The organism is Bordetella sp. 15P40C-2 (assembly GCF_009763235.1).
GTDB lineage: Bacteria > Pseudomonadota > Gammaproteobacteria > Burkholderiales > Burkholderiaceae_B > Bordetella_A.
The window spans coordinates 21,854-45,615 of sequence record NZ_WSJA01000017.1 but is presented as its reverse complement, the minus strand read 5'-3'; the positions used below and the strand labels follow the sequence as shown (position 1 = coordinate 45,615).

At 60.4% G+C, this 23,762-nt stretch carries 15 protein-coding genes; 8 read left to right on the top strand and 7 right to left on the bottom strand.

Translation table 11 applies throughout. The annotated features are described in order from the left end of the window. The first annotated feature begins 132 nt into the window (after nucleotides 1-132). The 8 genes from GOQ25_RS07360 (at nucleotide 133) to GOQ25_RS07325 (ending at nucleotide 10,184) form a co-directional block, all read left to right on the top strand. Complete coding sequence (locus GOQ25_RS07360; protein ID WP_160349815.1) at nucleotides 133-2,304, top strand: malate synthase G; 2,172 nt, start codon at nucleotides 133-135, stop codon at nucleotides 2,302-2,304. 111 nt (nucleotides 2,305-2,415) lie between these two features. Beyond that, entirely contained in the window at nucleotides 2,416-3,543 is a 1,128-nt protein-coding gene (locus GOQ25_RS07355) for a zinc-binding dehydrogenase (RefSeq protein WP_160349814.1), read from the top strand. Between the two features lie 258 nt (nucleotides 3,544-3,801). Then, nucleotides 3,802-5,931, top strand: a complete 2,130-nt coding sequence (locus GOQ25_RS07350) for a TonB-dependent siderophore receptor (RefSeq protein WP_370519921.1) — start codon at nucleotides 3,802-3,804, stop codon at nucleotides 5,929-5,931. 143 nt (nucleotides 5,932-6,074) lie between these two features. Continuing rightward, nucleotides 6,075-6,506 carry a PaaI family thioesterase gene (locus GOQ25_RS07345; protein WP_236844304.1) on the top strand — a complete coding sequence of 144 codons (432 nt, stop codon included), beginning with the start codon at nucleotides 6,075-6,077 and terminating at the stop codon, nucleotides 6,504-6,506. Between the two features lie 91 nt (nucleotides 6,507-6,597). Then, on the top strand, nucleotides 6,598-7,269 hold the full coding sequence (locus GOQ25_RS07340) for a nitroreductase (RefSeq protein WP_236844515.1): 672 nt from the start codon (nucleotides 6,598-6,600) through the stop codon (nucleotides 7,267-7,269). 125 nt (nucleotides 7,270-7,394) lie between these two features. Then, nucleotides 7,395-7,787 (top strand): RidA family protein, encoded by a 393-nt coding sequence (locus tag GOQ25_RS07335; RefSeq protein WP_236844514.1) that lies wholly within the window; start codon nucleotides 7,395-7,397, stop codon nucleotides 7,785-7,787. A 101-nt stretch (nucleotides 7,788-7,888) separates the two neighbouring features. Next, entirely contained in the window at nucleotides 7,889-9,175 is a 1,287-nt protein-coding gene (locus tag GOQ25_RS07330) for an MFS transporter (RefSeq protein WP_160349811.1), read from the top strand. Nucleotides 9,176-9,206: 31 nt separating this feature from the next. Beyond that, the gene (locus tag GOQ25_RS07325; RefSeq protein ID WP_160349810.1) at nucleotides 9,207-10,184 is read left to right on the top strand and encodes a threonine/serine dehydratase; all 978 of its coding nucleotides are present in this window, start codon (nucleotides 9,207-9,209) and stop codon (nucleotides 10,182-10,184) included. Nucleotides 10,185-10,261: 77 nt separating this feature from the next. On the opposite strand, the gene GOQ25_RS07320 is transcribed toward GOQ25_RS07325, so the two are convergent. The 7 genes from GOQ25_RS07320 to GOQ25_RS07290 form a co-directional block, all read right to left on the bottom strand. Continuing rightward, nucleotides 10,262-11,257: a tripartite tricarboxylate transporter substrate binding protein gene (locus tag GOQ25_RS07320; protein WP_160349809.1), complete on the bottom strand. Its 996-nt coding sequence runs from the start codon at nucleotides 11,255-11,257 to the stop codon at nucleotides 10,262-10,264. 94 nt (nucleotides 11,258-11,351) lie between these two features. Further along, the gene (locus GOQ25_RS07315; RefSeq protein WP_160349808.1) at nucleotides 11,352-14,408 is read right to left on the bottom strand and encodes an efflux RND transporter permease subunit; all 3,057 of its coding nucleotides are present in this window, start codon (nucleotides 14,406-14,408) and stop codon (nucleotides 11,352-11,354) included. Next, entirely contained in the window at nucleotides 14,408-17,506 is a 3,099-nt protein-coding gene (locus GOQ25_RS07310; RefSeq protein WP_160349807.1) for an efflux RND transporter permease subunit, read from the bottom strand. The genes GOQ25_RS07315 and GOQ25_RS07310 overlap by 1 nt, the downstream gene beginning before the upstream one ends. Before the next feature lie 9 nt (nucleotides 17,507-17,515). Further along, complete coding sequence (locus GOQ25_RS07305; protein WP_160349806.1) at nucleotides 17,516-18,688, bottom strand: efflux RND transporter periplasmic adaptor subunit; 1,173 nt, start codon at nucleotides 18,686-18,688, stop codon at nucleotides 17,516-17,518. A gap of 248 nt (nucleotides 18,689-18,936) precedes the next feature. Beyond that, nucleotides 18,937-20,430 carry an amino acid permease gene (locus GOQ25_RS07300; protein WP_370519916.1) on the bottom strand — a complete coding sequence of 498 codons (1,494 nt, stop codon included), beginning with the start codon at nucleotides 20,428-20,430 and terminating at the stop codon, nucleotides 18,937-18,939. Between the two features lie 47 nt (nucleotides 20,431-20,477). Then, on the bottom strand, nucleotides 20,478-22,616 hold the full coding sequence (locus GOQ25_RS07295) for a peptidase domain-containing ABC transporter (protein ID WP_202109359.1): 2,139 nt from the start codon (nucleotides 22,614-22,616) through the stop codon (nucleotides 20,478-20,480). Then, nucleotides 22,613-23,746: an HlyD family secretion protein gene (locus tag GOQ25_RS07290; RefSeq protein WP_160349804.1), complete on the bottom strand. Its 1,134-nt coding sequence runs from the start codon at nucleotides 23,744-23,746 to the stop codon at nucleotides 22,613-22,615. The genes GOQ25_RS07295 and GOQ25_RS07290 overlap by 4 nt, the downstream gene beginning before the upstream one ends. Between the last annotated feature and the right edge of the window lie 16 nt (nucleotides 23,747-23,762).

Below are 23,762 nucleotides of genomic sequence, written 5' to 3'. Positions count from 1 at the left end.
GCTATTCACCTCGCGGCACTGCACAAACTGGTATGACCAGTAGTCTCAAGGCTGGACAGACGACGGACTTAGCGGCCATGATGTAGGACCGTAGCGCGCATGGCGCCAGTCAGAGAATCAGGCGAGACAGGTATGACACAACGTATTGAGCAAAACGGTCTGCGAGTCGCGACCGTGCTCCATCAATTCATCGAGAGCGAGGCCTTGCCGGCAGCCGGCATCGCGCCGCAGGATTTCTGGCCCGGCTTTGCTGCGTTGGTCAGCGATCTGACTCCCAAGAATCGCGAGCTGCTCGCCGAGCGTGACCGTTTGCAGGCGGAGCTGGACACCTGGCATCGCGCACACCCAGGCCCTATTCAGGACATGAACGCCTACCGCGCATTCCTGGAGCAAATCGGCTATCTGCAGCCCATCCCTGAGGACGTGCGCGTCACGACCGCCAATGTCGATGCGGAAATCGCCGAACAGGCCGGCCCCCAGTTGGTCGTGCCGATGTCCAACGCACGCTATGCCTTGAACGCCGCCAATGCGCGCTGGGGCAGCCTGTATGACGCGTTGTACGGCACCGATGCGATCCCGCCCACCCCGGGCGATACCGGCACGGGCTACAACCCGGAACGCGGCAAGGCGGTTATCGCGCGGGCGCGCGAGGTGCTGGATCAAGCCGCTCCGCTCGCGCAGGGCTCGCATGCCGACGCCACGGGCTATGCGGTCGAAAACGGTCAACTGGTTATCGCCTCGGCACAGGGCAAGCTCGCCTTGAAGGATCCCGCGCAATTCGTGGGCTATGTAGGCCAAGCCGACGCCCCGCAAGCCATCCTGCTCAAGCATAACGGCCTGCATATCGAAATCCAGATCGATCGCACGCACAGCATCGGCGCCACCGATGCCGCCGGCGTGAAAGACGTGGTGGTCGAGGCAGCGCTGACCACCATCATGGACTGCGAAGACTCGGTGGCCGCTGTCGATGCGGAAGACAAAGTCCTGCTGTATCGCAACTGGCTGGGGCTGATGCAGGGTGATCTCACGGAACAGGTCACCAAGAACGGCAAGACCTTCACGCGCCGCATGAATCCGGATCGCGAATACCGTACCCCCGATGGCGGCACGCTGACCTTGCACGGGCGCTCGCTGCTGTTCGTGCGCAACGTGGGTCATCTGATGACCAACCCGGCCATCCTGGACGCCCAAGGCGCGGAAATCCCCGAGGGCGTTCTGGACGCGGTGATGACGACGCTGACCGCCCTGCCCGACCGCAAGCGTCAATGCAACTCGCGCACGGGCTCGATCTATATCGTCAAACCGAAGATGCACGGCCCGGCGGAAGCCGCCTTTGCCAACGAACTGTTTGATCGCGTCGAAGACCTGCTGGGTCTGCCCCGTCATACGATCAAGATGGGCATCATGGACGAAGAGCGTCGTACCAGCGTCAACCTGAAGGCGTGCATTCAGGCCGCCTCCGGACGCGTCGCATTCATCAATACGGGCTTTTTGGATCGCACCGGCGACGAAATGCACACCGTGATGCAAGCCGGCCCGATGCTGCGCAAGGGCGATATGAAATCCAGTGCCTGGATCGCCGCCTACGAACGCAGCAATGTGCTGGTGGGCTTGAACTGCGGCCTGCGCGGGCGTGCGCAGATCGGCAAGGGCATGTGGGCCATGCCGGATCTGATGGCAGCCATGATCGAACAGAAAATCGCCCATCCCAAGGCCGGGGCAAACACCGCCTGGGTGCCCTCGCCCACCGCCGCGACGCTGCATGCGCTGCATTATCACCAAGTCGATGTCGCGTCCGTCCAGCAAGCCCTGGAGAGCACGCCACTGACCACTGAGCAGGACGCCCTGCTACAAGGTCTCCTCACGATCCCGGTGGGCGATCCCGCGCAATGGTCGCCCGACGACATCCAACGCGAACTGGACAACAATGCGCAGGGCATCCTGGGCTATGTGGTGCGCTGGATCGATCAAGGCGTGGGTTGCTCCAAGGTTCCCGATATCAACGACATCGGCCTCATGGAGGACCGCGCCACGCTGCGTATTTCGAGCCAGCACATCGCCAACTGGCTGCTGCACGGCATTGTCACCCGCGAGCAAGTGCAGTCCACGTTGGAACGCATGGCGCGAGTGGTCGACAAACAAAATGCGGGCGATGCGCTGTATCGCCCGATGGCCGATGACTTCCAACAATCGATCGCATTCCAGGCAGCCAGCGCGCTGATCTTTGAAGGGCTGGAGCAGCCAAACGGCTATACGGAACCTCTGCTGCACAAGTATCGGCAGGCCTATAAAGCCGCCCGTTGATCCTCCGATGCCGCAGCACAACGGCCCCGAGAGGGGCCTTTTTCATCTCGTTATCGGAGCCGGATCACTCCGTGCTAGCCTAAGTCTGCACACATGCGAACGGAGAAAGACATGGCCTGGACCGGACGACAATTACGCTCCACGATCGACAAACAGGGCACGCTGACGCTGTCACTGAACCCCATCGAGATCACGGAACCTGGGGATGACGAAGTGGTGGTGCGCATTGAGGCGACGCCCGTCAACCCGAGCGATATCGGCATGCTGTTGGGGCCGGCAGACCTCGCGACCATCGACACCATCGATGCGGCCGACGGCCCGCGGCTGACGGTGTCGGTACCATCCGCAAGAATGGCTGCGGTCGCCGGCCGGATCGGCCAACCATTGGCCGTCGGCAACGAAGGCGCCGGCACCGTCATTGCGGCAGGTAAAAACGTGAGCGCGCTTCAGGGCAAGCGAGTCGGCATGGTCGGCGGCGCTATGTATGCCGATTACCGCAAGATCGCTGCCAAGGATGTCATCCCATTGCCCGACGGTGTCAGTGCCGCAGCGGGCGCGTCGATGTTCATCAACCCGCTGACAGCGTTGGGCTTTGTCGAGACGGCCCGCCGCGAAGGGCATAAGGCCATCATCCATACGGCAGCGGCATCGAACCTGGGCCAGATGCTGCAACGGATTTGCCTGGCCGATGGCATCCCGTTGATCAACATCGTGCGCTCCGAGGAACAAGCAGCGCTGCTGCGCTACATCGGGGCAAGCCATGTTTTGAATAGCAAGGACGAGGCCTTTCACGAGCAGCTCACCGAGGCGATCGCAGAGACCGGGGCCACCATTGCCTTTGATGCGATTGGCGGCGGCACCCTCGGCAGCGACATTCTGAACGCCATGGAACGCGCTGCGGCCCGTACCTCGACCACGTATAACCAATACGGTAGCAACGTGTTCAAGCAGGTGTACGTCTACGGCCGCCTGGACCTCTCACCGAGTGTGCTGGACCGCAGCACCCTGGGCTTTGGATGGAGCGTATCGGGATGGCTGTTGTTCAACAAACTGGCCACGTTCGAACCCGAGGTCGTGCAGGGATTGCGCCAGCGCGTGGTCAGGGAATTGACCACGACCTTTGCCAGCCATTACACGCGCACCGTGGGTCTGGCGGAGATACTGCGGCCAGACGTTCTACGCGCGATTGAACGCAAGGCCACGGGTGAAAAGTTCTTGATCGACCCAAGTCAGGGCTGACATCGACGCCTTTCAACACGCTAAAAACGCGGCCACGTTGGCGGTACATAAGATGCCGCCAGCCTGGCATCCCAGCCAAAGGGCCGTTGCGACGCACTTTGTGCAAATCTTTCGAAGCGAAACAGTAATTGCGAATCACTCGCATTTCCAATACAACTTCAGGCTTTCCCCCTGCTCCTGGAGACGCGAGTGGCTCGTTTCGGCTATCCCTACTATTGCGCGCGGCGTGTCACGCGACATCGCGCGCTGCCATGCTACCTGCCCGCCCTGCTGGTGGGCTTACCGGCGCTGGGGTCGCCCCTCGTGCATGCACAGACAGTTGCTACGGACACGACGTCATCATCCGATGTCGCGCAGATGCCGTCGGTCACTGTTCAGGCCGAGCCTTTGGAATCCACGCTGCAGCATCTGGAACTGCCGGTCGATATGGGTGCGCTGGGCAGTCGCAGCGCCATCGAGACGCCCTTTTCCAGCACGGTCGTGACTGCGCAAGATATCGAGAGCCGGCAGATCAATAAGCTCGGCGATGTGTTCGCCCTCGATGCTTCCGTATCGGACAACAGCGCCGCCAATGGCGCATGGTCCAGTTACCTCACCGTGCGCGGACTGGCGCTGGATTGGCGCAACTCTTATCGCATCGATGGCAAGCCCTTTGTCAGCTATGTCACTACCCTGCCCTACGAGCAGATGGAACGGATCGACCTGTTAAAAGGGGCATCGGGATTTATGTACGGCTTCGGCGCGCCGGGCGGCATGCTGAACTACGTGACGAAGAAACCGCCCAGCGAGCCAGTGCGCGGCTTCACGCTGGGCTATACCTCCAAGAGCCTGTGGCGTGAATCGGTCGATCTCGGCGCACGCGTGGGCGAGGACGAGCGGTTTGGCTATCGGCTCAATGCGACCCATGAAGAAGGCAAGACCTATAACGACGGCTCGCTGTATCGCGACTCCGTCTCGCTGGCTTTGGACGCGCGGCTGACCGATAAGCTCACCTGGGATTTTCAATCGATCTACCAGGACCGTAACGCGATTGGGATGGATGCCACCATCACGACCTCCGGCATGTCGGGAACGTCGTTGCCCTCGCCTGTGCGGGCCGACAATCACAATCTGCAAGGCGAAGGCTTGTATGCCGATAACGCGTTTCGCTTTTATTCCACGGGCCTGAAATACCAACTCAATGATCAATGGAGCTTGCGGTCGCACTACACCTACAACACCACGCGCACGCGTCGCAATGAAAGCGTCTTGGCACTAACCGACAGCAGCGGGAACTACGACGACTATCGATCGGATTACGGTGAAGCGCACTCGTATAACCAGTGGGAAACCGCGGCCGAAGGCCGTTTCGATACCGGCCCGCTCAAGCACCAAGTCGTTTTCGGCGCGTCGTGGCAAAAACAAAAAACCGATCTCAGCGCCAACAGCATTTATCAGCTAGAGGGCACGGGCAACCTTTACGAACCCAATCCCAACACCTATTACAGCGTAGGCCAGCTGTCGCTCTATCGCTCCGCGGACATCACGCAGAAAGCGATTTTCGCCAGCGATACCGTGGATCTGACCCATGGCTGGTCCGTTCTGGCCGGGCTGCGTTATACCGATTACGAGCAGAGAAGCTTTCTGCCCAGCGGCGACGAGGCCGCGCCCACGTATAAGAAAAACGGTGTACTGACCCCTACCGTGGCGTTGATGTTCAACTTCACGCCGCAGACCATGGCCTATGCCAGCTACATCGAATCGCTCGAGCCGGGCTCTGTGGTGGGCAACACCTATGAAAACCGAGGCGCTTTGCTCAGTCCGTTAAAGAGCAAGCAGTACGAGCTGGGCATCAAGACCGAACGCGAAGACTGGTCCGCCACCGCCGCGCTGTTTCGCATCGAAAGAAAGTCGGAATATGGGCGCGAGCTCGAATCCGGCGGACGTGAACTCGTGCAGGATGGCAAGTCGATCTATCAAGGCCTGGAGTTGGCCACTGCCGCGCGAATCGCGCGGCAGTGGCATGCGGGCGCGAGCGTCATGTTGCTCGACACCGAATATAAGAAAGGCGCCGATCACACCGGCAACCGAGTCGCGGGCGCACCGCGATTCATTGCCGCCGCGCAGCTGGCCTACGATGTGCCACAGGTCCCGGGTTTACGGCTGCGGGCCGATGCGAAATACACCGGTAACGTCATGCTGGACGCGTCGAACCAGATCGAGGTGGATAACTACACCATCTTTAATATCGGGGCGACGTATGACACGCGCATCTATGGGTACAACACGACACTGCGAGCGGCGATCAACAATCTGACCGATAAACGCTATTGGCTTTATCAGTCGGAGAACTACATCAAGGCCGGCGATCCCAGAACGTTCAGCCTCAGCGCCAGCGTGGCGTTTTAACCGGGTAGATCCGATATGCCCATGCGCTGGCGCGGCGTGGCCAGCCGCGCCGCCCATGATGCCTCCGACAGATCGGTCCAACAACGGTAATATCGATGGTCGCGAGCGCGTGCGCTTGCCTTAACCTCCATCGCTATTCCCTTATGAGCCGTTTCGAAGACAACCCGTTTCTGCATTCACTAGGCGCCTCGATCGAGAGCTGGGGCGACGGCCGCGTCGTCCTGCACTTGCCGGTGCAACCGAACCATCTCAATCGTCAGGGCGCGCTGCAAGGCGGCGTGGTCAGTGCCTTGCTGGATGCTGCGTGCGGTTATGCCGGAATCGAGCAGGACAACCCTGAACGCAGCAACTCGGTCACGATCTCGCTGGCGATCAACTTCATCGGTTCGGTCAAGAGCGGCCATGTGCTGGCCATCGGCACGGTGACCGGACGCGGGCGCAAGATCTATTTCTCGCAAGCCGAAGTGCGCACGCCGGATGGTCGCGTGATCGCCACGGCGCAAGGCTCGTTTAAACACGGCCGCCCGCGCGTAGAGGCGAATGCGCCCGCCGTAAGCGCCGGGACGAGCACATAAGCCACCGCGTGACCGTCTGAACATCAGCCATCTGAAGCCAACTGCACCGCTTTGACGGCGCATCACGGAGCCACCCTTTATGCATGATTCCATGAACGCAGTTGAACAAGCAATTCGCTCGCGCCAGAGCATCCGCAGCTTTCTGCCAGACCCCGTGCCGCCAGCCATCATTCGCCGCATTCTCGAGGCCGCCACGTGCGCACCCAGCGGCAGCAATATTCAACCCTGGCAGGTGCATGTGCTCACCGGGAAACGCCGCGATGCGCTATCGCAGGCTCTGCTGAACGCGCATCGTGCGAAAGAGCCAGAGCGCCGTGGATATCAGTATTACCCGGCAGAATGGCGCGAACCCTATCTGCAACGACGCCGCGAAACAGGTTGGGGTTTATACCAATGGCTGGGGATAGGAAAGGGCGACCGTGAGGCCGCAGACGAGCAGCGCGGGCACAACTATGCGTTCTTTGGCGCGCCTTGTGTGATGATGTTCACCATCGATGACGACATGGGAACGGGCAGCTGGCTGGACTACGGCATGTTCTTGCAGAACATCATGGTGATGGCGCGAGGCCTGGGGCTCGATACCTGCCCACAAGCGGCGTTGGCCAACTACCCCGACATCGTCAGAGAACACCTCGGGCTCTCTGATAACCAGGTGGTGATCTGCGGTATATCGATCGGCTATCGTGATCCCGATGCCTTGGTAAACCGCTATCGTCCCTCGCGTGTCGAGGTCGACAGCTTCACGGTGTTCCACGACGATTGAGCCTCACGTATAGGGGCTTTCGTGCGTGATCGGCGTTATCAAAGCATAATGTTGTCCGTCGTTTTGCCACGGCGCCCGGCCTGCCGACATAGCGGCCCGCGCCCCAACCTCACACGGAAACCGTCATGCAAAGCTCCACGCCTTCCTCCGCGCCGACGCGACGTCAACCCAAATTCTCCATGGTGCGACGCGCCGGCAACCTGGTGTTCGTGTCGGGCCAAATGGCGTTTGACGAGGGCTTTCGTATCGTGGGCGATGATGTCAGTACGCAGACACGCGTGTGCCTGGAGAACATCGAGCGGCACCTGCAAACCGTGAGCCTCACCGCGGCACACATCGTCAAGACTACGGTATGGCTCACGCGCGTCGATGACTTCACCGCGTTCGATGCCGCCTATGGCGAGTTCTTCGGCACGACGAAGCTGCCCGCGCGCTCGACCGTGCGCGCCGATTTGATGTTGCCTGGGGCGTTAGTCGAGATCGAAGCGATTGCTCAGATCGGCGATGACGAGGGCTGACCAGCATCTATGCTGATTTTTCCAGGCCCAATGACGTTGCGTTCTTGCAGCCTTGGGCTTGGCCGCTCTTCTTATCAACGTTTGCTTAAACCGGATTTCCCATGGCAACAATAGCGACTCCCGCACCATCTTCTCCTGAAAAATTAGCGCCTTCGGCGAAACGTCTCATCGCGGCGGCCTCGATCGGCAACGCGCTGGAATGGTTCGATCTGGTGGTGTATGGTTTTTTCGCCGCCACGATCTCGCGCCTGTTTTTTCCGAACGAAAACGAAACGGTCTCCTTGCTCATTACGCTGGGGACGTTCGGCGTATCTTTCTTTATGCGTCCGCTGGGTGCGCTGGTGCTTGGGGTATACGCCGACCGTGTGGGGCGACGCGCCACGCTGACGTTGGCGATCATGCTGATGATGCTGGGCACGCTGATGATCGCAGTCATGCCGACTTATGCCAGCATCGGTATCTGGGCGCCCATCGGCATCGTCGTCGCGCGCCTGATCCAGGGCTTTTCGGCGGGCGGTGAATTCGGCAGCGCCACGGCGTTCCTGGCCGAGCATAGCCCCAACCGTCGCGGCTTCTTCGCCAGTTGGCAGGTGGCCAGCCAAGGGCTCACCACGCTGCTTGCGGCCGGCTTTGGCGCGGGTTTGAGCGCCTGGCTCACCACCGAGCAACTCGAATCATGGGGATGGCGTGTGCCGTTTTTCTTCGGTCTGTTAATTGGGCCGGTGGCCTATTACATCCGCACGAGGATCGACGAGACGCCCGAGTTTCTCGCCGCCGAGCGCACCGAAACCCCCCTGGCCGATACGTTTACCCACCATCGCATGCGTCTGGTGCTGGCGATCGGCGCCGTCGTGCTGGGTACAGTGGCTACCTATCTCGTGCTTTACATGCCGACCTATGCCGTCAAGCAATTGGGCATCCCGTCTTCGGCTGCCTTTGCCGCGATTCTCATCACCGGTATCGTGCAGTTCATCATTGCCCCCATCGTGGGTCATTGGTCGGATCGCCACGGTCGCACCGGCATCATGATGACCGCCGCCGTGCTGTTCATCATCGTGATGTACCCGCTATTCCTGCTGCTGAAGGCCTCGCCGACGTTCGCCACCATGATGTTGGTGCAGCTCGTGTTGGGCGTGATGCTGGCCAGCTACTTCGGTGTACTGCCAGCCTTGCTGACGGACCTATTCCCCACTCAAACGCGCACGACCGGTATGTCGCTTGGCTATAACATCGCCGTCACGATATTTGGTGGATTCGCGCCGTTCATCATGGCATGGCTGGTTTCGACCAGCGGGAACATTTTGGCTCCCAGCTTCTACGTGATTTTCGCGGCGGTAGTCAGCTTGATATCGCTGCTGGTCATCCGTAGCCGCCTGAACCTGCGTTGACCGTTGAGTTTGCATTCTGAAGGGAAACCTCATGACCTCGCCTGCCAATACCTTCCCTGTTCCGGACCTTGCCGCGATTGAAGCCTTGCACGCGGAGCTCCAGCACTGGATACGCACGACGCCCATGATGGCGAAGTCGGATTTCGACCCAGTACCAGGCACGGAAATTTTCTTTAAACTCGAACTGTTGCAGGCCAGCGGCACATTCAAGGCCCGCGGCGCGTTTTCCAACTTGTTCGCCTTGAACGACGCGCAGCGGCGCGCGGGAGTGACCTGCGTGTCGGCGGGCAATCATGCCGTGGCGGTGGCGTATGCGGCGATGCGGCTGCAGATCCCTGCCAAGGTCGTCATGATCAAAACCGCCAGCCCGGCACGCGTTGCGCTATGCCGGCAGTATGGCGCTGAGGTCGTGCTGGCCGAAGACGGCGCATCCGCTTTTGAAACGGTGCGCCGTATCGAGAGCGAGGAAGGCAAGTTCTTTGTTCACCCCTTTAACGGCTACCGTACGGTGCTCGGCACCGCGACGCTGGGCTATGAATGGCTGCGTCAGGCGGGCGAACTGGACGCCGTGATCGTGCCCATTGGCGGCGGCGGTCTGATGGCGGGCGTCAGCGCAGCGATCAAACTCATCCAGCCGCAATGCCAGGTCATCGGCGTGGAACCCGAAGGTGCCGATGTCATGCATCGCAGCTTCGCGGCGAACGGCCCGGTCAAAATGGGGCCGATGCACAGCATCGCCGATAGTCTGAGCGCGCCGCATACCGAGCAATACAGCCTCGATCTGTGTCGCAAGAACGTGGATCGCTTGGTCAGCGTGACGGACGACGCGTTGCGCGGCGCCATGCGCTTGCTTTTCGACCAGCTCAAGCTGGCGACCGAGCCGGCATGTGCGGCCGCCACGGCCGCCTTGGTGGGCCCGCTAAAGGATGAACTCGCGGGCAAACGCGTGGGCGTACTGCTGTGTGGCACCAACACCGACCCGGCGACGTTCGCCCGTCATCTGGCTTGAGGGCTGACAGGCGGCGCATCAGGGCCCTCGGAATTAAGAGGGCCCTGATGCCTCTGAAGAACGCCAGGACGCGCGACCTATTCCGGCTTGATGCCGGACTTCTCGGCCACGGCCTTCCAATTGGCCAGTTCGTCGGCGATGACCTTGCCAAATGCGGCCGAACTCATCGGTGCGGCCTCGGCGCCTTCCTTGATCAGGAACGCCTTCATCTCGTCACTGGCAAGCGCATTGTTGATGACCTGATTCAGCTTGGCCGTGACATCGGAGGGCATGCCCGCCGGACCGATCACGCCCCACCACAAGTCCGCCGTACTGCCTTTATAGCCGGCTTCCTCCAGTGAAGTCAGATCCGGCGCCACAGGCGAGCGCTGTCCCGTCGTCACGGCAAGCGCACGGACATGACCGCTTTTGACCTGCCCACCGATCGAGGGCGCACTGGCCACCAGCACCTGGATCTGGCCACCGATCAAATCGTTGGTCGCCGGGCCCATGCCCTTGTACGGCACGTGGGTCATCTTGACGTCGGCGGATTGGAGAAACACCTCCGTCGCAAACTGGTTGATGCTGCCGATGCCCGAGGTCCCGTAGTTCAGTTTGCCGGGATTGGCTTGGGCGTATTGGACCAGTTCCTGAATCGTTTTGAAGGGCTGGTCCTTGTTGACGGTGACCAGCAGCGGGCCTTTGGCGATCATGGCCACGGGGGTGAAGCTCTTTACCGCGTCATAGCCCAGGTTGTCCCGGATCGCCGCACCGGTGGTAAAGGTCGAGGACACCATGCCCAGCGTATAGCCATCGGGGTCGGCCTTGGACACCAGCGAATTCGCCAACACGCCGCCGCCGGACGGGCGGTTTTCGACGACCACGGATTGCTTGAGCGCATCGCCCATATGCTTGGCAAGCGCACGGGCAAACACATCGTTCGATCCGCCGGGCGAAGAGCCCACGATCAGCGTAATCGGTTTAACCGGGTACGTGCCCTGCGCATAGGCGCCGGGCGACAGGCACACCGCCACGGCGGCTCCTATCGCGCTCAGTTTTACCGCCGAGGCCAAACTCGCCTTGAATCCCTTCATGCTTTGATCTCCTCACAAGTTGTGTCACCGCAAAGAATCCTGCCTTCGGTGCGACGTGGCCGCCGACCGAAACCCAGCTCTCCAGATGTGCTGACTAACCGTTGTTTTTGTTATCGCCGCGCAAGCGGCTAAGCATCAAGTACACCACAGGTGTGGTGTACAAGGTGAGAAATTGACTCACTAGCAACCCACCCACGATAGCGAGGCCCAAGGGTCGGCGCAACTCCCCTCCATCACCGCCGTCCAGAACTAGCGGTAGCGCACCCAGCAAGGCCGCCAGATTCGTCATCAGGATGGGCCTCAGACGCAGTACCGCCGCCTGATGGATGGCCTCTACGGCAGATATCGTTTTGCGGCGTTGCAGCACGCGCGCGAAATCCACCATCAGAATCGCGTTTTTCATGACCACACCAAACAGCAGGAACAGACCAAGCAAGGCGATGAGCGTGAATTCCATCCCCGCCACACGCAGCGCTAGCAGCGCGCCTATCCCCACCGAGGGCAAGGTGGACAAGATCGTCAACGGATGCCAGGGGCTTTCGTACAACATACCCAGCACCAGATAGATAGCAACGAGCGCACCCAGGATCAAGGTCGGCTGAGCTTGCACGGCAGTCAGAAAATCGTCGGCGCCATTACCTAAGCGCGCCTGAATATCGGTGGGCAGCATCAATCCATCCAGTGTCTGGTCCACAGCCTGCAAGCCGCGTTCGAGCGACACGCCCTCGGCCAACGTGAATCCCACATTGGTCGCGGCAAACAAGCCAATGTGCATCACATAGTCGTTGGCGAAATCCTGCTCGTAGGTCGCCAGCGCGCTCAAGGGCACACGACGGCCATCGGCCGCGATGACCTCAACCTGTTCCAACATGTCGGCATTCCGGGCGCGTTCGCCGTCGAGTTCCAACACGATCCGGTAAGGCTGCGTGTGGTCGTATAGCGTCGCGATCTGGCGCTGGCTGAACGAGTTGCTAAGCACCGCCGCCACCATATTCACGTCCACGCCCAACCGTGCGGCGACCTCGCGGTCGAGTTGCACCCTTACCCGCCGCGCCGACTCATCGCCCGAGGTGACGACACCGCTGATCTCCGGCAACGCTCGCAAGGCGCTCGCGATGCGCTGCGTCCACTCTCGCAACAGCGATACATCGCTGGCCAGCACTCGCAGACCATAGCTGCCCGAGGCGCCAATTTCGATCGTCGTTATCAAATCCTGGACCGGCGTGAGATACAACGTCGCGCCTGGCACCTGTGGCATGTTCGACTGCAGTCGCGCGATCACCGACTCCGCAGAGACGCCACGCTCGGCTAGTGGCTTGAGCCGTATCATAAAGAACGCGTTGCCCACACCAAAGCTGCCGCCGTTATAGCCCACCACGTCCTGCACGGCGGGATCGTCTTGCACCAAATGGCGAAACGTGTCGATCTTGGGCTGCATCAGCGCAAACGATGCGCCTCCTTCGCCTTTAACAAAGCCCATGATGTGACCCGTATCCTGAGAGGGCAGAAAGCCCTTCGGCGCGACGATATACAAAGCCACGTTCGCGCAGATCATTGACGCCAGCACGGCCAGCATGAGCCAAGGGTGACGTAATGCGAAGCTCAGCGTGTTGCCATACGCCCGCTGTAACGCGCCGCTGAGTCGCTGGGCATGGTGCTCGTGCCGCATCCTCGGGTGTGCGCGCAGCCATCGCGCACACAGGCTCGGAATGACAGTCAAACACACCACGAGCGAGATCAGCGTCGCCGCTATCAGCGTGATGGAGAACTCCTTGAAAAGCCGCGCGGCCATGCCTCCCATGAAGAGCACCGACACGAATACGATCGCCAGCGAGACCGTCATGGCCACCAGGGTAAAGCCGACCTCGCTCGCGCCCCGAAATGCCGCGCGTGGCGGACTGAGCCCGCGCTCCAGATGCCGCGCGATGTTTTCCTGCACCACGATGGCATCATCAACGACCAGACCCGCCGAGACGATCAACGCCATCAGGGACAGGTTGTTCAGCGAGAATCCGCACAGATACATCACCGCGAATGTCGCGACCAAGGACACCACGATGGCCACACACGAAATGACGGCAACGCGGATCTGACCGACAAAGAACCACACCACTAGAACCACTAGCACCGTGGCGATACCCAAGGTCAGATGCGCCTCCCGCATTGCTGCGCGTATGCCCGGCGATCGGTCCGTTACCACGGTCAGGTTTGCCTCCCCCGGCAGCATGGCGCGCAACGCTGGCAAGACCTCATACAGCGCATCGATGGTCTCGATAATGTTTGCCTCTACCTGCCGGGTCACCACCATGATCACGGCAGGCTGCGAGTTATGAAAGCCCGCGGTATAGCGGTCCTCGACGGATTTACTGATGCGCGCGACGTGACCGAGGCGCAGCGACGCGCCCTGCTCATGCTTTAACGTCAATTGCTCCAGGTCAGACGCACGGACGGGGCCTTCGTCGTGCAGATCCAGCTCCCAACGTTGGTGATCAGACTGCACCGCTCCCGAGGGCGCCAGTGGCACGGCCCGGACCAGGACGTCTCGCAGCTGATCCAGAGCAACGCCATAATGCGTCAGGGCCTTGGGATTCATCTGTACGCGCAGCGCAGGCATGGAGCTGCCCTGCACCTCTACGCCACCTACTCCCTGGACCTGCGACAATCTTGGTGCCAGCACCGTGGCCGCTATCTCGTAGAGCGCGGGCAATGGCAATGTCGACGAACTGAGTGAAATCGCCATGATCGAGGCACGCGCGGAGCTGCGCTTCGAATAAGTCGGGCTCTCAGGCATCCCCGCCGGCAATTCGGCTTGCGCGATATTGATCGCTGCCTGGACCGCGCGCGCCGCGTCGTTCACATCGCGATCTGCCTCGAACAGCAATTCGATCTGGCTCGCGCCCTGCGTGCTGTACGACACCATGTCTGTCACACCGGACACGCTGCTCAGGGCCCGCTCTAGCGGCGCCGCCACCGTTTTGGCCATGCTTTCCGGGCTCGCGCCCGGCAGACTCGCGCTGACCTGGATGAGCGGGAGCTCCACCTGAGGCAAGGCCGCGACAGGGAGCAAGCACCACGCTAAGGCGCCGATCAAAAAGAGCGCTACCGCAAAACAGGTGCAGGCCACTGGTCTGCGTACACACGTGCGTAGCATCAACCGATGCCCGATTCAGATAGCACGCGCGTCACAGAACCCTTGCGGCGCGCGCTTAATCGGCTAAAGAACAGATACACGGCCGGTGTCGTGAACAGCGTCAGCAGCTGACTGACCAGCAATCCGCCCACCATCACCCAACCTAAAGGCTGACGCCACTGCGCTCCCATACCGGTAGCCAGCATCAGCGGGATCGCGCCGATCACCGCGGCAAGCGTCGTCATCAATATGGGTCGCAGGCGTAGCAGGGCCGCCTCGCGGATGGCTTGTTCGGGCGACACACCGCGCGTGCGTTCGGCCTCCAATGCGAAATCGACCAGCATGATGCCGTTCTTTTTGACCAGACCGATCAGCAAAATAATGCCAATGACGGCGATCAGGTCCAGGGGTCGCCCCGTCAGCCACAATGCCAGCAACGCCCCCATCGCGGCCGAGGGCAGCGTGGACAGGATCGTGATGGGATGGATCGTACTTTCGTACAACATGCCGAGCACCAGATACATCGTGATCACGGAAGCCAGCATCAGCCAAAGCGTGTGGTGCAGCGAGGCCTCGAACCCGGCTGCCGCGCCTTGCAATCGCAGGGCAATGCTCGCGGGCAATCCGATCCGCGTACGCGCGTCTTCGATGACACGCGCCGCCTCGCTTAACGAATGACCCGGCGCGAGGTTGAACGATACGTTCACGGAAGGAAACTGGGCCACCTGATGAATGGCCAAGGGTGAGCTGCGTTCGCTCAGGGTCGCCATCGCGGACAAGGGCACTAAGTCTCCACGCGAAGAGCGCACGGTCAAGCGGTCCAATACATGGGGGTCAGGCGCATGCCGGGCGTCGATCTCCAACACCACGCGATACTGATTCGATTGGGTAAAGAACGTGGAAATCTGGCGTTGAGCAAAGGCGCTGTAGAGCGTTTGAACAATCTCGTCCATGCTGACACCCAGGCTGGCCGCAACATCGCGCTGCACCGACAGAAAAACCTGCCGGCCCTCGCGCTGCGCATCGAGGGCCACGTCTGCCATAGCGGACTGTTGCCGTAAGTCGGTCACCAACGCGTCTGCCCACCCGTGCAACAGGGCAGTGTCAGGCGCGAATAACGTGAACTGGTATTGCCCCCGACTCACCCTGTCCTCGAGATTGAACTCCTGTACGGGCTGCAAAAACAAGCTGGTATGGGCAACCGTCGCGGCACGCGATACCAGTCTGGCCATGATGACATCCAGCGGCGCGTCACGCGACTCGAAGGGCACGAGATTGATCATCATGCGGCCACTGTTGAGCGTGGTGTTGACACCGTCTACGCCGATAAATGATACGAGGCTTTGTACCGATGGATCTTCCAGCAGTGCGCGCCCGATCGCCTGTTGACGCTGCGCCACCGTCGCGAACGCGGCATCGTCGGACGTCTGTACGACCGCCTGCAATAGGCCATTGTCCTCATTGGGAAAGAAGCCTTTTGGAATGATCCAGTAAAGCAGCGCGGTCACGCCAATGGTGGCAAGCATCACCGTCAAGGTCAGGCGTTGATGCCGCAAGGTCAGGTCCAAGAGGCGCTCATATCCATGCACCAGACGGCGCATCCACCCCGCCGTCGCAGTCGCGGCAGCGCCATGCTCCCCCATCGGCGGCATCCAACGCGCGCACAGCATGGGCGTGAGCGTTAACGATACGGACAGCGAGATCAGAATCGCCACGGCCAGACTCACCGCGAACTCGCGAAACAGCCGGCCGACGATGTCTTGCATGAACAGCAACGGTATCAGCACCGCGATCAGCGACACGGTCAACGACACCAAGGTAAATCCAATTTGCCCGGCACCTAACAACGCTGCCTGCAAACGGCTATGTCCCTGTTCGCGATAGCGCGCGATATTCTCGAGCATCACAATCGCATCATCCACCACAAAGCCCGCGCCTATCGTGAGCGCCATGAGCGTCAGGTTATTTGCCGAATAGCCCACCATATACATGACGCCGAATGTGCCTATCAGCGACAACGGCACCGCGACACTCGGAATCAAAGTGAGCGACAGCTTCTTTAGAAACGCCCAGGTCACAATCACCACGAGCGCCACGGCGAGTATTAATTCGCGTTGCACGCCCTTGACCGAGGCGCGGATGCTTTGCGTGCGATCGGTCAAGACAGTCACGTCGACCGATGCTGGCATGCTGGCCGTCAGCTCGGGCAGCAATGCCTTGACGCGGTCCGTCACCTCAATCACGTTGGCGCCCGGCTGCCGTTGGATATTGATGAGCACAGCGGGTTTATCGTTCACCCAAGCCGCCAGATAGCGATCTTGCGCGCCCTCCTCGATCTGCGCCACTTGGCCGAGCCTGACCGGAGCACCGCCCCGCCACGCCACGATCAGGTCGCGGTACTCGTCCGCGCTTTGGAGTTGGTCGTTCAGTTCCAGTGACAACGTGCGCAATGCGCCGTCGAAGCCTCCGACGGGCAGATTGGAATTGGTCTTGCGAATGGCCGCATGCAAATCCGGCAGGGACAGCTGATACGCCGTCAGAGCCATCGGATTCACCTGTATTCGCAACGCCGGCCGCTGTCCGCCCGCCAAACTGACCATGCCGACGCCGCTCAACTGCGCCAGGCGCTGTGCCATACGCGTATCGACCAGGTCGTACACCCGCGGGACAGGCAAGGTATCCGAACTCACCGCCAGGGTGATGATGGGCACATCCGCGGGATTGACCTTGCGATACACCGGCGGCGCGGGCAGATCTGGCGGCAGCGATGCAGCGCCCGCGCTGATCGCGGCCTGCACTTCTTGTTCCGCCACGCTCAGCGGCACATCGAGCGAGAACTGCAAAGTGATGAGCGACAATCCGCTCGCGCTGGTCGAAGACATTTGCTTCAGACCGGAGATCCTGCCAAATAGCCGCTCCAGCGGCGCGGTGACTGCCCGGGCCATCACGCTGGGATTCGCGCCGGGGTACTGCGTGCTGACCTGAATGACCGGGAAATCCACCTGCGGCAACGCTGCCACGGGGAGTAGCCGCCAGGCGAGCAAGCCCGAGAGCATGATGGCGAGCATCAAGAACGTCGTGGCGACGGGCCGCAGGATAAACGGACGAGACAGATTCACCGACGGCCCTTAATACGAAGGCGCAACGATCAATACCTCGCGTCCCTCATCCAGCTCCTCGATCCCCTCGAGCACCACGTTTTCACCGGCTTGCAAGCCCGATTCCACGCAGACACGCGAGGCATTATCCGGCCCCAGTGCGATGGACCGCTTCTGCGCACGATTGTCTGTGCCCACGACAAAAACGTACGCGCCATGCGGGCCCTGCTGCACGGCCGCCGCGGGGATGACCAGCGACTGTATCGGGCGGGCCCGCACCATGCGGATATTGACGAACTGATTCGGAAACAGCGTCTCGTCGGCATTGTCGAAGTACGCGCGTAGCTGCAGCGTGGCGCTGCGGGTATCGATACGGTTGTCCAGGCTGGTCAGCGTGCCGCGCGCCAGCAGGCGGCGTTCCTCGGCATCCCAGGCCTGTACCTCGACGGTTGCATCCTCCTCGGCCTCCCAGGCTTGCTGCAGCCATTTCAACCGTGTCGCGGGGATGGTGAATAGCACCGAGGTGGGCGCTGTCTGCACGAGCGTCGCGAGCGCCCGGTGGTCGGCTGCGCGGATATGGTTTCCCCTATCTATGCCTCGCATGCCGACACGCCCCGTCACCGGTGCCGTGATACGAGTATGCGCCAACTGCAGCCGCGCCTCTTTGACCTTGGCTTCCGCCCGGCGCAGACGCGCGGCCTCCTGCTGCTCCTTGGCGCGTGCGGCATCCAGACGCTTGGCGGCGACCGAGTCCTGCTTATCCAGACGTTCGTATCGCTTTAGATCCGCTGCCGCGTTATTCCATTGCGCTTGGATTTCCTGCAGCTCGCCTTCCGCAGCGTTCAGACGTATTCGATAGGGCCTGTCATCGATTTCGGCAAGCAGATCGCCGACCGACACCTGCTGGCCCTCTTGAAAATGCAGCCGCACCAGATCGCCGTCAACCTGGGCGCGTATGTCCACCCTGGCAAGCGGCGTGACGGTGCCGACGGCGTACATTTCGGACTGCACCGCCCCGGAGACCACCGGGATGACTCGGACAGGAACCGGCGGCGGCCCGTTGCTGCTATCGTCACCCGCGCTTTCGCTTAGCGGGCGAAACGTTCGTAGCGTCATAGCGGTGACAATCGCGATGGCGATGACGGCCATCAGCCACCACAGATGTCGATGGCGCAGCTTGTCCGCAGAGAATGAGAGAAGCATCCCAGTCTGAATCCGTACACGACCAAAAATCACCGCGCACTTGGAAAAGTGGCGATACCGTTGATGGCCGTGGCGCGAAACCGGGTGACGAATCAGCCCTTCCACTAGCCGTTCCGGGAGGCTACAGCTCGTAGCCTCCCGGAACGCGCGCCGTCTCGACAACGCACTACAAATCAGGCGGGTCCTATGTGGACAGTCCCCTAAATGCCGCCATGACGGCGCGGACGGTTGCGCGCCGGGGGGGCAGATCAGCCCCGCTTTCGCAGCGGAAACGTCATATCGGCATACCGCACGAAACGCGATTTCTGCAATACACGATATCCCGCCCAAATCAGCAGAAACAGTGGGATGCCAATATAAGTCGCCGCGACGCTACTCCATTCGATGTGATCGGAAAGGAACGCCTCGTAATTCTGTCCCAGCGTGATGATCAAACACACGACAAAGGCAAAGATCGGGCCGAATGGGAAAAACGGCGACACATAAGGCAAGTCGCTAAGCTTGCCGCCTTGCGCGACATAGCCCCGCCGAAATCGATAATGACTAATTGCAATCCCCAGCCAGGCGATAAACCCCGTCATGCCGGAGGTGTTCAATAGCCAGATATACACCGCCTTCGGGCTGAACAGAAATGACAAGAAACACAACGCCGCCACTGCGGTCGTGGCCAACAAGGCCAGCACTGGCACGCCATTGACGGCCACCCGGCTGAATATGCGCGGAGCCTTGCCTTCGCTCGCCAAGGCGTACAGCATGCGTGTAGCCGCATACATGCCCGAGTTCCCGGCAGACAACACCGAGGTCAATACCACGGCATTCATGATCGATGCCGCCGCTAGCAATCCTGCACGCTCGAATATCAACGCGAACGGGCTGACACTGATATCGGAAACATCGTTACGCAAGAGTTGCGGGTCGGTATAGGGAATCAGCAAGCCGATCACGCCGATGGCCAACACGTAAAACAGCAGGATGCGCCAGAACACACTGCGCACCGCGCGCGGCAGATTGCGCGCGGGGTCTTTCGATTCGCCGGCAGCGATGCCGATGAGCTCCGTTCCTTGAAACGAAAATCCCACCACCATGGCCACGCCAATCAATGCGGCAAAGCCCCCGGCAAAGGGGGCCTCGCCAATTGTCCAGTTATGCCAGCCTCCGGTCTCGCCGCCCCGGATGATCCCGAGCAGCATCAATATGCCCATAGCGATAAATGCAATGACGGCAATCACCTTGATCAAGGCAAACCAGAACTCCGCTTCGCCAAAGCCGCGTGCCGATAAGGCATTGAGCCCCACGATCACCAGCAAAAACAGCGCGCTCCAATAAACCCCTGGCACATCCGGCAACCAATACGCCATCACCAGCTGCGCGGCAACCAGATCGACCGCGACCGTCACCGCCCAGTTGTACCAATAATTCCATCCCAGGGCGAAGCCAAAACCGGGCTCCACATAACGGGCGCCATAGCTGGCAAACGAGCCCGACACCGGCATCGCCGCCGCCAGCTCGCCCAAGCTGGTCATGAGGAAATACACCATCAAGCCGATGAAGGCATAACCCAGTAGCGCGCCACCGGGACCGGCCTGGGCGATGGTGCTGCCCGAGGCCACGAACAGACCCGTGCCAATCGATCCGCCGACGGCGATCATGGTCAGGTGACGGGCGGCGAGCGTGCGGCGCAATCCAGTGGGTGCGGGATCGGCGGGGGTATCGGCGGCGGGCAGACTTGTGGTCTCGGCCAAGATCGTGTTCCTTGTGAGCGTTAAAGCGGTAAAGGAGCAACTTTAGCCTACTCCGCGGGGATCAGCCTTCCTCCCTGGAGTCGTAACACGCGGTCTGCGCTGGCGATGGTTTCCGGCCGATGCGCAATAATGATGCGGGTCATCTTGAGGGCTCGTATCGCCGCGTTTACCCTGCGCTCGCAATCGACATCCAGATGGCTGGTCGCCTCATCCAGCAGTAGGCACGCGGGCTTTTTATAAAGCGCCCTGGCCAGCAAGACACGTTGCTTCTGCCCTCCAGACAACGCGCTACCCATATCACCAGCAAGCGTGTCGTACCGCATGAGAAGCGCCTCGATTTCATCGTGGATACATGCCATCTTGGCGCAGGCAATAACCCACGCTGGATCGGCTTGCGAATCGAAGAAGCTGATATTGTCGAACAAAGAGCCGGCCAATAGCATGTCGTCCTGCATCACTGTGCCGAACGCACGGCGCAATGATCCGGCCCCACGATGTTGTGCGCCCGATTCCCGTAATATCACCGTGCCGGCCGTCGGTGCCAGAATCCCGAGCAATACATGCGCCAGGGTCGATTTGCCGCATCCCGACTCTCCAGTGATGGCCACGGACTCGCCAGGGTAGATCGTGAAACTGACATCGTGAAGCACCCATGGCTCGGACCGGTCGTAGCGAAAACTGAGTCCTGCTACATCTACCTGTGCTGCCCGGTATGGCTCGATGGGCTCTATAAGATCCGCAGAGAAGCCGTCGTCAACACGCTCCTCCTCGGCCAGCGCGATATCCGCGAGCCTGTCCGCTTGCACGGTAAGCATTCGAAACTCCGCGACCTTCTCGGTGAGCCCGCTTATGCGGGATTGAAACAGCGTCTTGTAAGCGATGAACGCCATAAGTGCTCCGACGGAAAGCGCGCCGTCGATGACATATATCGCCCCTAGCCAAACCACCGCGATATTCTCCAGGCCGCAGACCAACGCATTGCAGTGCCTGTGTAGCAAGGTCAACCTTCGAACCCGGGTATCCGCGTTAAGCTGGTCGACCATCAGAGCAAGCCAGGCTTGCCGCCTGCCCTCTTCTCGCGAAAACAGCTTGATCGCCCGCATGCCGCGCAGCGTCTCAAGAAAGTGGCTATCCTGCTTCGCCGCGTGAATCAGATGTTCGCTTGCCGCGGCACGTAGGGGTTTAAACCACAGCGCCCGGACGCAGCAGCAAACCACAGCGGTCAGCGCGACAATCGCTGCGAGCCTCGGACTATAGCAAACCATCAGACCCAGCGTCAGCAACGTCATCGCGCCATCCAGCGTTCCTTCCAGAAACGATGTGGTAAAGGTGCGTTGAATCTCGTCTACCGCACCGAATTTCGACAGCAGGTCACCAAGATGACGTCTGATAAAAAAGTCTAGCGGAAGGCGAATCAGGTGCGAGAACATATCGGATCGCCACCGCATATTCCACAGCATGCTTACATGCATCAAGAGCCAGGATCGCAGGGCGGAGGTCAAGTTCTGACACACCACGAGTACGCCGAAACTCATGGCTAGCAAGGAGACCAGATCGAGGTCCGCCGAGGCGAGCGCATGGTCCACGGTCCATTGCACGTAAAAGGGGGCGGCAAGCACGAACACTTCAAGCGAGACCGAGAAAACAAGGATCTGAAGAAAGGCACCGCGCAGCCCCCTTAGCGATCCGACCAACCGCGATAAGGATACTTTTTCATAGGTATCGCGCTTTTCAAACGTGTCAGTCGGCCAAAGCTCCAGCGCTACGCCGGTAAACTTACGCGATACCTCCTCCATACGCACCCTACGAAAGCCTTGCGCGGGATCATGTATATATGCCAAGCCTGACGATACGCGTTCTAGCACCACAAAATGGTTGAACTCCCAATGCAAGATACACGGTGTTTTCAACGCCTCTAGTGCTGGGAGATCGAGCTTGACCGCACGTCCTGCAAGCCCCAACTCTGCGCTGGTCCGCATTAACGCGGTCAAATTTCCGCCTTTCTGAGAAATTGAAAAGCGCCTACGCAGCTGTGTCAGCCCTACCCGGTAGCCATGGTAGCCCGCCACCATCGCCACGCAGGCAAGCCCACATTCTGCGGCCTCCGTTTGTAGAACGGTTTCGAGACGGCGAGCGCGATGAAAAGTGATCCGAGGAAGATCGCGGCTAAATGCTGCGGATTTCAAAGCTTGTCCCGTACACGGTGCAAGGGAACAAATGCCCATTCGTACAAACGTCGAGTCTCCCGCTCCAGACTGGCTTCGAGCAACATACCTGCCTTAAGGCGATGGGTTTCTCCTTTCGATCCATGAACGGATTGAAGCGCCGGACGGACCTTCACAAGATACAGCGGTACGCCGGCACCTTCACGGTAGAGATGAATGTCCGAGAGTTCCTCCTGTGGAACGGCAGTTTCCGATACCGACATGACGTGACCCGTGTGCAGGCCATACTCCTGGTAGGGGAACGCGTGATAGCGCAGTCTAACCAATGCATCCGGCATCAAACGACCCACGGCATGGCTCTGCACATAAAGATGCGCTTCCAGCGCTTGATCGTCTGGGACAATTGACACTAGCAGTTTAGTTGGGACGACGTGCTCGCCGACGTTCGCCACCACTGCGGTCGCGGTACCGGAGATGGGTGACACAACGGCCACCTCGCGAGCGGAGGTATGCTCAACAAGCTGTTGCGAAAGCTCGGAGAGTTCATTTCTCAGGCGGGTTGTCTCGCGTTGGTGCTTAGAGGGCAGATCGGCCAGCGTATGCTCCGTTTCATCCCGAGCCTGTGTAGCTAGCAGAAGATCGCGCTCCAGGGCATGTAATCGGCTCGTTTCCTCGTGAAGCGCGATTTGTGCGCTGTCGGCCTCATGCGCAGAGGCGGCTGCCAGTGATCTCAATCGCGCATATCGGCTTGCGCTGGTGCGGGTCAATTCCACTAGTTTCCGGTGCTCCGCGATTAGCTCGCCATACTTCTCTATTTCCCGCAACTGTGCCGAAAGCCGTTGTCGCCAATGGCGCAATTGGCGATCGTGAGACTGATCCAGTGCAAGCAAGTCCTGCATAAGATGTTCGCGGCGGTCCGAAATGTGTTTGATCAGCGCCGTCGACGTGGCCTCGCCATTGGCATCGTGACGTTCACCTGAGACGACGTAAAGCGTATCTCCGGCCGCAACCCTCTGGCCGTCGAGGAAACGTTTCTCCTTGATCGTTCCCGATATGGGCGAGGTAACTTTCGCAATCCCGCCTTCAGGCATCAAGCGCCCCATTACGGTGACCCGCTGAGTAAAGCTTCCCAGGGTGAAGATGGCGAGCAAGGCACAGGCGCACGTC